This is a genomic window from Bacillus sp. OV166 (assembly GCF_900177675.1).
Lineage (GTDB): Bacteria > Bacillota > Bacilli > Bacillales > Cytobacillaceae > Neobacillus.
Genome location: NZ_FXWM01000001.1, coordinates 4,590,637 through 4,602,989 on the forward strand (window position 1 = coordinate 4,590,637; position 12,353 = coordinate 4,602,989).

At 37.2% G+C, this 12,353-nt stretch carries 11 protein-coding genes; 4 read left to right on the forward strand and 7 right to left on the reverse strand.

Translation table 11 applies throughout. The features are described 5' to 3' along the window. Nucleotides 1–28 precede the first annotated feature (28 nt). The 3 genes from CCK98_RS22410 to CCK98_RS22425 form a co-directional block, all read right to left on the reverse strand. Nucleotides 29–541 (reverse strand): HD domain-containing protein, encoded by a 513-nt coding sequence (locus CCK98_RS22410; RefSeq protein WP_088088594.1) that lies wholly within the window; start codon nt 539–541, stop codon nt 29–31. Between the two features lie 322 nt (nt 542–863). Beyond that, complete coding sequence (locus CCK98_RS22420) at nt 864–1,766, reverse strand: thermonuclease family protein (RefSeq protein ID WP_088088596.1); 903 nt, start codon at nt 1,764–1,766, stop codon at nt 864–866. Nucleotides 1,767–1,851: 85 nt separating this feature from the next. Beyond that, a complete protein-coding gene (locus CCK98_RS22425; protein ID WP_088088597.1) occupies nt 1,852–3,801 on the reverse strand; it encodes an LTA synthase family protein in 1,950 nt (649 codons plus the stop codon). Nucleotides 3,802–4,318: 517 nt separating this feature from the next. On the opposite strand from CCK98_RS22425, the gene CCK98_RS22430 reads away from it, so the two are divergent. Both CCK98_RS22430 and CCK98_RS22435 read left to right on the forward strand, forming a co-directional pair. After that, nucleotides 4,319–4,498: a hypothetical protein gene (locus CCK98_RS22430; protein WP_088088598.1), complete on the forward strand. Its 180-nt coding sequence runs from the start codon at nt 4,319–4,321 to the stop codon at nt 4,496–4,498. Between the two features lie 103 nt (nt 4,499–4,601). Beyond that, nucleotides 4,602–4,781, forward strand: a complete 180-nt coding sequence (locus tag CCK98_RS22435; protein WP_088088599.1) for an H-type small acid-soluble spore protein — start codon at nt 4,602–4,604, stop codon at nt 4,779–4,781. A 53-nt stretch (nt 4,782–4,834) separates the two neighbouring features. On the opposite strand, the gene CCK98_RS22440 is transcribed toward CCK98_RS22435, so the two are convergent. From CCK98_RS22440 to CCK98_RS22450, 3 genes are all read right to left on the reverse strand, one after another. Further along, on the reverse strand, nt 4,835–5,983 hold the full coding sequence (locus tag CCK98_RS22440) for an acyl-CoA dehydrogenase family protein (protein ID WP_088088600.1): 1,149 nt from the start codon (nt 5,981–5,983) through the stop codon (nt 4,835–4,837). A 70-nt stretch (nt 5,984–6,053) separates the two neighbouring features. Next, nucleotides 6,054–6,707, reverse strand: a complete 654-nt coding sequence (locus tag CCK98_RS22445) for a TrkA family potassium uptake protein (RefSeq protein ID WP_088088601.1) — start codon at nt 6,705–6,707, stop codon at nt 6,054–6,056. 30 nt (nt 6,708–6,737) lie between these two features. Next, nucleotides 6,738–8,075: a TrkH family potassium uptake protein gene (locus CCK98_RS22450; RefSeq protein ID WP_088088602.1), complete on the reverse strand. Its 1,338-nt coding sequence runs from the start codon at nt 8,073–8,075 to the stop codon at nt 6,738–6,740. A gap of 361 nt (nt 8,076–8,436) precedes the next feature. Here CCK98_RS22450 and CCK98_RS22455 point away from each other — a divergent pair, with 361 nt between their 5' ends. Both CCK98_RS22455 and CCK98_RS22460 read left to right on the forward strand, forming a co-directional pair. After that, nucleotides 8,437–9,933 (forward strand): NarK/NasA family nitrate transporter, encoded by a 1,497-nt coding sequence (locus CCK98_RS22455; RefSeq protein ID WP_088088603.1) that lies wholly within the window; start codon nt 8,437–8,439, stop codon nt 9,931–9,933. Nucleotides 9,934–10,156: 223 nt separating this feature from the next. After that, nucleotides 10,157–11,458, forward strand: coding sequence for an MFS transporter (locus CCK98_RS22460; protein WP_088088604.1), 1,302 nt, complete (start codon nt 10,157–10,159; stop codon nt 11,456–11,458). Between the two features lie 329 nt (nt 11,459–11,787). Here the strand turns inward: CCK98_RS22460 and CCK98_RS22465 are convergent, their stop codons facing one another. Next, nucleotides 11,788–12,240 (reverse strand): group II intron maturase-specific domain-containing protein, encoded by a 453-nt coding sequence (locus tag CCK98_RS22465; RefSeq protein WP_088090516.1) that lies wholly within the window; start codon nt 12,238–12,240, stop codon nt 11,788–11,790. Nucleotides 12,241–12,353: the final 113 nt, after the last annotated feature.

The following is a 12,353-nucleotide window of genomic DNA, read 5'->3' on the forward strand; positions in this document are numbered from 1 at the left end:
AAGGCGGTGCATTTGCACCGCCTTTTCTTTATTCACCTTTTTTGTCGATCCATTCGTCTAGGCGGATAATGCTTTGTTTTGCACGTTCATATTCAATGGTTCTGTAATGGTGCATGCCGCCTTCTTCCTCATCCTTTTCGTCGGCCCATTTAACAATTTGTTGTAATGGTGTCCGAACGATATCGTTTGATGGTAGAAAGGAGTCAGTATGAAATAAAATGGCAAGTGCAATCGTCTTAGCTTTGATTGGATTTTCACCAAGACGAATCAGGAGCTTGTGAGCCCGCTCAGCCCCTTTAATTGGGTGAATGTCATTTTGCTTGTATAAGTCATAATCCCATTTTCCATTTTTATACCATGTATAATGCCCCATGTCATGGAGGAGCCCTGCTTTTGCAGCAATGTCAACATCCAGTTGATGCTCCTTCCCTAATTGAAAGGCATGGTAGGCTACAGCAATCGCATGGGCAAGACCAGAACGGTTCAAATATTTTTGGGCAATATGATGTTCAAATATATTCAATAAGGTAACGTCTCTCATGCGATCTCTCCTAACTTTTTCAAAATAATATATTTCATTTATTATATGATAACAAATGGTACATGGCTATTTTTTTATATGGCTATGTTAAACTTGGCTGTTGTTTTCCGCTCCAGCGCTTCGCTTTCCGCGGGCGGTCCGGGGAGCCTCCTCGGCGCTAAGAGCCTGCGGGGTCTCCCCTGCCCCGTCCTCCCGCAGGAGTCTTCACGCCTTCCGCTCCAATCAACTTGGCTATAAAAATCAACAATGACCTTTAACACAGCATATTATAAAAAAAACAGAAGGCATTCGAGGGCCCGCCGCTTCTTTTAAACAAATGATATTAGCGTTTTGACTTTCTGTACCCTTCATCCTGCGCTTCTTTTTCTGAACAAAACCAAACGATGTTGTCGGTGGTGGAGTCGTAAAAACTACCGCCGGGTACATGATAGATATGAGAATTTGCATTCCCTTTGATCTTCCCTTTACAATCTAAGTTTGATTCTTGATCATCACTTGGGTTATTTTGATAGTTGTTCCCTGAAGATGCTTTTGAATTTGTACCTGTTTCTTCCGTTTCTTTGACATTTTCAGTATTATACCCATCCTCTTGAGCATAATTTTCAATCGACCAGATTCCTATACCTTTTTCTTGTGCTTTCTTTTGAATCGCATAAAATTCATCAACATATTGGGTGTTCGGAGCATAAATATAGGCCACACGAGCAAGGCCTTTTTCCAACAGCATTTCATTAAACATTTTTCCATTAACATAAATATAGGCAAGTAGGCGCCCATATTTATCACGTCCGTCTCCAATTCCAGGTTCAATTTCAACTTTAGTACCAACGGAGAGAATTTCCTTTGTATACTCGGAGGCTTCTGGTCCAAATGGCTGTACCCCTAAGCGGGGATGATGTGTCTCAGGTGTATCCACACAGAGCATTCTTACCTTTTCTATCTTCCCATTAAGGTTAACATTAATAGTATCACCATCGACATTCTTGACGATAGTTGCGGGAAGTAATTTCTTATTACCGGTTTTCGATGGAGGTACTTCTGTTTGAGAGAGTGAAGGTGTCTTTGGATCGCTCGTTTCATTCGTATGAACTTCATTGTTTTTTACAACAGAGGAAGTTTTAGAGTCACTTTTCTGTATAGATGGTTCGCTGCTAGAACACCCTGAGAGAATGATAGGAATAATTACGATAAACGATATTATTAATTGGAGAATTCTGTTGTTCATAGATAGTGCCCCTTTAAATTATTTACTTTATCTATTGTAACAAAATAAAAAGAGAGAAGTTAATGCTCCTCTCTCTTTGACCTGGTTACTTTTCTTCTGTTACTTTATCAACTTTTGGTCCTAGATATTCATAATCGTTAGGATTGATCGGTGTATATCCTTCTGGCTTATAGAACCGCAGCAGGTCTTTGTAAACTATTTCATCGGACATATTTAGCTCTGTATTAACTTTGCTATCTACATCCTTACATGTAGTACTATCTTCTAATAACTCACCTGTTAAAGAGGAGTAACATTTTTCATTAATTTGGATAGACTCAGATGTTACAAAGTCACCGTTTCTGAATAATGCCCAATTACGGTGTTGTTTAGAAAGTAAATCTGAACCAAATTCCATATAATCTTTCGTATCAATACCTAATAAATGGAGCACTGTTGGACGAACATCGACTTCCCCGCCAACTTGGTGTTGAATTCCACCCTTTACACCAGGTACGTGAATAAATAATGGTACACGCTGTAATTTTGCATTGATTGCAGGTGTAATTTCGTCCACACCCATAACCTTCGCCATTGCATCATTATGGTTCTCAGATATTCCGTAATGGTCACCATACATGACAATTATTGTATTGTCATACATACCATTAGCTTTTAAATCATTAAAGAATTGCTCAAATGCCTGATCCATATAGTTTGCAGATTGGAAATATTGGTTTACAACCGTATCACCGTAATCCCCAGCAGGAAAATCAGTATCTTCCGGATCCATTTCAAATGGGAAATGATTAGATAGTGAAATGAACTTTGTATAGAACGGCTGCTTTAAGCTTTCAAGTAATGGAATAGATTCTTTAAAGAAAGGTTTATCTTTCATTCCATAGTTTTTTGTATTTTCATCTGACATGCTGTAGTATTCTGCATCAAAGAATTGATCGTATCCAAATGCTTTATAGATAACATTTCGATTCCAGAACGTCTTATAGTTCCCGTGTAACACAGCAGAACTATATCCCTGTCCTTTTAGAATAGAAGGCATAGCTTGATAAGTGTTCTGGGCTTTGTTAACAAAAACAGCACCTTGTGCCATTGGATATAATGAATTTTCCATTAGAAATTCGGCATCCGATGTTTTCCCTTGTCCTGTTTGATGATAGAAATTATCAAAATAGAAGGTATTATTGTCATGTGCTAATGAATTCAAAAATGGTGTTACTTCTTGTCCGTTAGGCATTTTATAATCAATCATAAAGCTTTGAAAAGATTCCATCGAAATATAAACTACGTTCATACCTTTTGCTTTACCAAAATATTTTGGATTTGGTGCAGCATAGTTTGCTTTACGATAGTTCTCAACATCTGTAATATCACTGCTATCCGCTAAAGCCCGCTGACTTGATGATTTTATATTTTGGATGACGTCATAAATGGTAAAGTTATACGCTCCAAGATATTTTACTAAATAATTTCGGTCAAAAGAACGTGAAAGTAACTGCGGACGATCCTTTTCTGCTAAACCTAAATTAAATAGAAAAGTAGTAATTGAAAATAATAGAACAATCTTAAAGGTCTTTCTGTTCGTTACCGTAACTTTTTTGAATACGGTTAATGCTAACGCGATTAAAATAAACATATCTGTAAAATAAAAAATGTCAAACGGAGACATTAATGAAAGTGCACTGTCGCCAAGTTGACCAGCATTTGTTTTGGTTTGCATTAGAACCGGAACCGTAATGAAATCATTAAAAAAGCGATAATAGGCAATATTTGCATACAATAAGAATGATAATAGAAAATTTGTTAATATCATAATCAATTTTGAATGCTTTTTAAAAAGCAGGGCAAATCCAAAGAAGAAAAGTGCTGAACTTAATGGATTTATTAAAAGCAAAAACTTCTGTAGGCTATTTTCAATACCTAAGTTAAATTCAATTTGATATGCAGCATAGGTTTTGATCCAAAATAATATAACGGCCGCTATAAAGAATGTAATATGACTATTGGTTAATGTTTTTGGTAGTCTAATTTTATTCATCTTTAAATTCTCCTCTCACTTACCAATTAAGCTTCGGTAAACGAACCTCAATCACTATATCACATTTCTTTAAAAAATAAAAACATAAATCTTGCTATTTTTATCTATACTTTTCTACAACATTCTACACTTTTCCCCGCCATCTCGGGCAAGCAAAATCATTACCTTCAACAGCTTGGGCATTCCTTAAAAATTGAGATATACCTTTTATTTTTATGTCCGTTCTCTTTGGGACATGACTGTTTTCAATCTTCAATAATATAAGACGAAATAAGTTTTATTTAGTTTCAAATTTTTTTCTTGTTAGATTTTCTATTCTTCCATAAATTATATCTTAGTCGGAACAATCCTTGAGTCATCATTTCTACATATCATAAACCCGAACGTATGAAGGAGCAATATGAATTTAGACTTATCTTTAACTGACGGTAAATAGAAAGATTACTTGAATGAACTCCTTAAACATTGGATAGCATATACACAGAGGAATGTAGAAAAATTTTAAAAGGAGAATACGATGCCCAGAATTAGGCCTGAATTTACAAAAAGCCCATATTTTGTTGATGAACCAGGAAATTGGCACTTAAAGCCTGGCGCTCCAAAAGATCTCCAAGTCGAGCTTGAAAATTATCTTAATAGCTTGGGTGATGATGACGAGCCAGGAACTATCAATGGTATACATATCAACTACCCTTAAGAATTTTTAATGCCAATTATATAATAGAAGAAAGCGGTTGCAAATGTATTTTATTGGAATGAAATGAAGATCTTTAAATGACTATTTTATAGGAGTGGATATAATGAATATTAACCGTGTAAAACAAATTTTGTCATCATCTGCAGATATAGAAGTAAAATATAATGGTACATCGGTTTGGATTGACCAATTAAATGAAGATGGACAGACAGCAACAGTACATTTACGAGGCCCATTAGAAGAACGTTCAGTTGTAGAAATCGGAGAACTTATCGAAGAATAATTTTTTCGACCATCTTTTCATTGAAAAGATGGTCTTTACTCATCCAAATTTTGTTAGTGGTTTAATATACTATCCTTGGCAAGTAATTGTATCGTCATGTCATCCATTGGTGGATTATGAAGGCCTGCTCTTACATCTCGATAATACCGCTGTAACGGATTTTTCAATGAAAGACTTTTTGCACCTACGATTCGCATTGCTAAATCAACAACTTCGATTGCGTTATTGGTAACGGTTAATTTTGCTGCACCTAAAGCAGCCCCCATTTTTTCCCTAGCTTGATCGTTTGAATAATCCCACTGTTTTGCAACCCCATATAAGAAATACTCGGACTGCATTAATTTCAACTCAATCTCTCCAAGTTTTTGCTGAACATTTGGTAAATCGATAATTGGTCCGACAATACTATTCGGAGAATATTCTTTAGCAAATTGAATAGCATATCTTTGGGCCGCTTTTGCTATGCCCAGATAACATGCTGGAATATGAAGTAGCCATCCATTCGCTCTTTTTCCGTTCGAACTAAACTTTTCCACAAGATATTCATCATCTACCAAACAATTATCCAAAATTAAGTCATGACTCCCTGTTCCTCTTAACGCGATACTGTCCCAAGTTTCCTCAATAACCACTCCTTTTGTAGATCGTGGAATTAGAAAATTGGCTACTTCATTGGTCTCTTTGATTGTTGCACTAACTATAAAGTAATCTAGGACGGGTGACATGGTAGTAAATGTTTTTCTCCCTTTAATAACCCAGCCATTCTGACTTTTTTCTGCAGTAGTTTCCGGTCTGCCGCCTCGTGTAGGACTACCAGTCTTTGGTTCACTTTGAGCACTATTTATTAATGCTCCATTTTTCACTTGTTTACATAGATACTTAAAGATCGACTCATCCCAAGAGCTTTTTTCATTTAGATTCATAATAATTCCCATATGCCATCCAATCGAAAGTGCTGTTGCCCCGTCACCTTCCGCAATCGTTTCTTGTAGTCGAATAAGTTCATAAAGTGAGATATCCTCTCCACCATGCCTTGAGGGAACAGTTAATGCCGTATAACCTGTATTTTTCAGATCCTGAATATTTGCAAACGGGAAACTACCTTCTATATCTATCTGAGGTGCTCGTAATAGGAATTGTTTTGAAAGTAGTCTCATTAACTCTATTCGTTCTTCCAATGTATCTTTTTCTTGAAAGTTCATCTCTCATCTCTCCTATCCCATTAACAAAAAATCATTCAAACCCCTAGTCTATATACCAGGGGTTTGTTTCTTATTCTAAATTAGCGAATTTTTCCAAATCGCGGTTTTCACCGATTACTACTAGAACATCACCGTAATTAATTTTTTCATCAGGAGATGGTGAAATGTTAATTTCATCTTCATGCCGAATCGCGATGACGCTCAAATTAAACTTTGCCCTTAAATCTAGCTCCCTTAAGGTTTTTTCCATCATCCTATCGGGGATTTTTACTTCCTCTACACTATAATCCTTCGATATCTCAATAAAATTTAACACATTAGGTGATAACAGCTGATGGGCGACTCGAATTCCCATATCTCGCTCAGGAAAGACGACCCAGTCTGCCCCAACCTTTTTTAATACTTGACCATGTAGTTTATTTAATGCTTTGGCAATCACCTTTTTTACACCAAGTTCCTTCAATAATAAAACAGATAGAATACTTGCCTGAATATCGTTTCCGATTGCTACAATAACTGTATCAAAATTACGGATCCCAATCGATTTTAATGCCTCAGCTTCGGTTGAATCGGCAATCACGGAATGAGTAACGAATGGATGGGATTCTTCAACTCGTTCCTCATTCACATCCACTCCAAGCACTTCCTGCCCAGATTCATATAACTTATTGGCAATACTTAGTCCAAACCTACCTAATCCAATCACTGCATATTGATTAGCCACTGTCTCCTTGTACCTCCTTGGTGTTAAAAACTACCCAATCGTGATTTTTCCCTTCGGATACCGGAATGCATCAGGTTTTCTGCGTATTGTCACCGCATAAGCAATAGTTAATGGTCCTACCCTGCCAGCAAACATAGTAAAAATTATTAATGCCTTGCCAAGTGATGATAATTCTGGTGTCAATCCCATCGATAGCCCGACTGTTGCAAAGGCAGAAGTTACCTCAAATACTATTGTTAACAAATCTTGTCCGTGTTCTGAAATGGTTAGAATAAGTGTCATTATCATGACGAGAAATAACCCACTAAATGTGACGGTTAATGCTTTATAAATCGTTTCATATTCAATCCGCTGACGGTAAAAAATAACATCCTCTTTCCCGCGAATTTGTGACCAAACAGCTCCAATGAGCGTTGTAAAAGTGGTGGTTTTGATCCCCCCGCCTGTCGACCCAGGCGATGCACCAACAAACATGAGTAACACAATTAATAATAAAGATGTTTGAGTTAGATCACCAATATTTAATGTGTTAGCCCCCGCTGTTCTTGCCGTAACAGATTGGAATAATGACCCTAGGATTTTCCCTGAAAACGACAATGGTTTTAGCGTTAAACCATTGGAATATTCAAGCAGGAATATACCAACTGTACCTACTACTATTAAAACGCTGCTGGTCATTAAGACAATCTTTGTATGTAATGATAGCCGTTTTAAAACACGATATTCAAAAAGTTCGTTCATAACGATAAAGCCGATCCCACCTAAGATAATTAATGCACTAACGGTCAACGTAACTGTTGGATCGTTCACATAACTCGTTAAACTATGAAACTCCCCCATTAAGTCAAATCCCGCATTGTTAAAGTTGGAAATTGAATGGAAAATTCCATAATAAATCGCTTTTCCTATCGGCATGTCAAAGGAAAAACGGAAAGATAAAAGCACAGCACCAATTATCTCAATCACCGCTGTAAAAATTAAAATTCGTCTTACTAGCCGTACAATCCCCTCCATTGATAAATTATTTAATGATTCTTGAAGTAGAAGCCTTTCTTTTAAAGATATTTTCTTCCCTAATAGGAAGGCAAAAAACGTTGCAAACGTCATAAATCCAAGTCCACCGACTTGAATCATACATAAAATAACCACTTGACCGAATATTGTAAATGTGGTCCCGGTATCTACGACAACTAAACCTGTTACGCATGTTGCAGAGGTTGCAGTGAACAGGGCGTTTAAAAAAGACAGACCTTGCCCATTTGTAGTCGAAACCGGCATGGTTAGTAGAAATGTTCCTAGTAATATGATCAAACCAAAACCTAGAACAAGAATCTTAGGAGGATCTAGAATTATTTTTTTGCGCAACATAGTTTTCTCCCTTACCACTTTGATGTTATTTTTAACAATCAATTAATAATCATGTGTTATCTATGATCTTAATTTTTTTCTCCTTGTTCATGCCTCTATTTTAAATATTCGTAAATCTATAATACAGGAAAAATATACAACTACGAACAAAGCATGTAAATTAAAGATGTGAATTGGTACACCTTAGAAAAATTTTTACCATGAGTGTGTCAAATGTGTGTCATAACTCACTGTTGATTGACTAAGTGTTGTTCTATAATACAAGAAGTAAAATTATCCATGTTCATAAACACTCTTTCTTAATATATAACGACTTTTTGACGAAATAATAAAATAGCATGGGAATTGAAGGGGGATTGTAATGAAACAAGGGTCAAAACAACTATTTATACAAACTGGAAGTCTGGTAGCAGGTTTTATGGTTTGGGTACTGATATCATCACTAATGCCGTTTATTAAAGTAGATATCCAACTTTCTTCATCTCAAATTGCCTGGGCTACGGCGGTCCCTGTTATCCTCGGTTCACTGCTTCGAGTTCCGATAGGGTACTGTACCAATCGCTATGGCGCTCGAATTTTATTTACAATCAGCTTTATTATACTGCTCATACCAATTGCATTGTTAAGCTATGCTAATTCCTTATTAACTTTAATCTTAGGAGGATTTTTACTAGGGATTGGCGGTGCTGTCTTTTCCATCGGTGTTACCTCCCTTCCCAAGTATTATGAAAAAACAAAGCATGGGTTTATTAACGGAATTTACGGAGCAGGAAATATTGGTACGGCTATTACATCCTTTTCCGCACCCGTACTTGCTACCGCCTATGGATGGAGAAACGCCATTAAAATCTTCCTGATTATTGTATTAATCTTTGCGCTTTTAAATTTTATATTTGGGGACAAAAAGGAACGAAAAGTTCACATTTCCTTACTTGAACAAATCAAAGAGGTATATAAAAATCCAAAACTTTGGTTTCTAAGTTTATTTTATTTTATCACGTTTGGTTCCTTCGTTGCTTTCACCATTTACTTACCATCGTTTTTAGTTAATCACTTTGAATTAGATAAAGTCGATGCAGGACTTCGGACAGCAGGTTTTATTGCTTTGGCAACCTTTTTTCGACCCATAGGTGGATGGTTAGGCGATAAAGTTAATCCTTTTCTTATTTTAATGGCTGTGTTCTTTAGCCTAACTTTTGCAGGATTTCTTTTGTCATTTACTCCATCACTGCCGATTTATTCCTTTGGTTGCTTATTAGTTGCTTTCTTTGCGGGACTTGGAAATGGCGCTATCTTTAAACTAGTCCCTTTATATTTTTCCAATCAAGCGGGTATTGTGAATGGAATTGTTTCTGCCATGGGAGGACTGGGTGGTTTTTTCCCGCCAATCATTCTCACGATTCTCTTTGGTTGGACTGGTCATTATGCGATTGGGTTTATGTCCCTATCTGAATTTTCTTTAGCAAGTCTGGTTATCGTAGTATGGCTATATTATCAAGATAAGTTGGATATTTCTGCCAAGATTGTAAACCATGCCTTAGATGGTATTTGTGTAACCGATGTTAATGGAATTATTCAAAGTGTTAATCCCGCATTCACAAAAATCACCGGTTATAGTCAAGCAGAGGTAATTGGTAAAACCCCAAGCGTTCTTCAATCCGGTGAACATGACAACGAGTTTTACAAAAAAATGTGGTTCAGTTTAAAAACCAACGGGGTTTGGGAAGGTTATATTTGGAACAAACGCAAAAACAATGAAATTTACAGAGAATGGCTAACTATTACAGCCATTAAAGATGACGTAGGTGAAACAAAAAACTTTGTAGGGATGTTCTATGAAGATAACGAAAAATCCTAAAAAAGGCAGAACAAAAGGAGATCTTCCACATGGAAGATCTCTTTTTTTCGTTCACCAGTTATAAATTATTACAACTTTTTGTCAACTTCCTTAAGTTCACAGTTCATTCACTGTTTTTGTGACGTACGTCACAAAATTACATTTGCAATTGTTTTATAGTGATTACAACAAGAAACACCATACCAGTAAATTATTAATTGAAAAAAATAAGGGGGAAAATATCATGGCCCGAATTAATTATTGGAATCCTGAGGACGAAAAATTTTGGAACGCTGAAGGAAAAAAACATGCAAGACGAAATCTGTGGATATCAGTACCATCATTGATGATTGCTTTTATCGTTTGGCAGATTTGGTCAGTCGTTGCCGTTAGACTTAACGACATCGGTTTCCATTTCACTGAAGAACAATTATTTACACTTGCAGCAGTTCCTGGTCTAGTTGGTGCGACACTTCGCTTTGTTTATACATTTGCTGTCGGTTCCATTGGCGGAAAAAACTGGACAGTAATTTCAACAGCAATCTTAGCAATTCCAGCGATTGGTATTGGCTTTGCAGTCCAAAATCCAGAAACACCATTTTCTATCATGTTATTGCTTGCAGCTCTTTGCGGACTAGGCGGCGGTAATTTCTCATCTTCGTCAGCAAATATTAGCTTCTTCTTTCCGAAAAAGGAAAAAGGGACAGCACTTGGTATTAATGGTGGTTTAGGAAACATGGGTGTATCTGTCGTTCAATTCGTTACACCATTAATTGTTACCTCAGGAACGTTTGCATTAGTTGGCGGTAAACAAGTTTTGGCAAATGGTCAGGAAGTTTGGTTACAGAACGCAGCATTTATTTGGGTGATTCCTATTGTCATCTTGACAGTTTTAGCAATGTTTAAGATGGATAATGTACCAGGTGCAAAGCAATCAGTTGCGGAACAATTTGTGATTGTAAAACGGAAACACACTTGGATTATGACAGCTCTTTATGTAGCAACATTTGGTTCATTCATTGGTTATTCAGCGGCATTTCCGCTTTTATTAAGATCACAATTCCCTGAGCATATATCACTTGCCTTTCTTGGTGCATTAGTTGCCGCTGCGGCACGACCTGTTGGTGGTTGGATGGGAGACAAACTTGGGGGTGCAAAGGTAACTGCCTATGTTTTAGTCATCATGGGAATTGGCGCTGCAGGAGTTATTTATTTCCTAAATGGAAAACAATTTGCTGGATTCTTATTATCCTTCTTAATTCTGTTCGTTGCATCTGGTATTGGTTCAGGCTCGACTTTCCAAATGATTCCGAACCTTTTTATTCCTAAAGAAGCAGCACCTGTAATTGGGTTTTCAGCGGCATTTGCAGCCTACGGATCATTCTTTATTCCAAAGCTTTTCGGATGGTCAGTTAAGGCGACAGGCACTCCTGTTACAGCTTTTTACTTCTTTATTGCTTTTTATGTAGTGGCATTTGGACTCAACTGGTATTTCTATCAAAGAAAAGCTACAGCAGCTAAATCATTTACACAACAAGTCGGATAAATCCGGCTTGTTTTTTTATGTAAAAGGCTGTGTTAAACTTGGCTGTTGATTTCCGCTCCAGGCGGTTCGGGGGAGCCTCCTCGGCGCTAAGCGCCTGTGGGGTCTCCCCTGCCCCGTCCTCCCGCAGGAGTCTTCGCCCCTTCCTCTCCAATCAACTTGGCTTGAAAAATCAACCTTTAACACAGCCTTTTGAGTAGAGTAAGAAACTGATTTCAGAGGGATAGCCTTTCGGCTATCTCTTTTACTTTCAGTTCCTCCTCATCAAACCGTACGTGAAGTTTTCCCTCATACGGCTTTCCGACGTTCTTCTTTCTTTGGCGTTACAGAGACTAACTAGCCAATTTCACCAATATATGACCAATCTCATTCCTTACGTCTGTTAAATTCCCATGTTTCTTATGCCTATTTCTTTTCTTGTTATAGAATAATGTAAGGCGTTCTAACACATACCAGTCAATCCGATTAAGCCATTTCTTTGCTTTAGGTGATATGAGATAGTAGTTCTTGAAACCTTGTAGTTTCTTGTTTAATCCCTTCACCAAATCATGAATATCCAAGTACAATTTTGCCCTTGGCTCTGTGTAGGCCTTAATCTTTCCTCGCATTTTCTTCATTGCGTTCTTTTTCGGTATATGTGACATGACAAACAGTGTGTGTCCGCCTTTCCTGCGGATTGGAAACTTGCGATTATGAAACCCTAAGAAATCAAAACCCTCTATATCATCCCAGAGGTGAACCAATCTTGATTTATCTCGATTAATTGAGAGGTCAAGTTTCCCCATTATTGCTTGAATAACTCTAATGCTTTCAAGTGCTTGTTGTTTGGTTTTGCACATGATGACGAGGCAAGTAGGCCACTGGAACCTCCCCAGTAGCCCCTCTCAGAACCGGACGT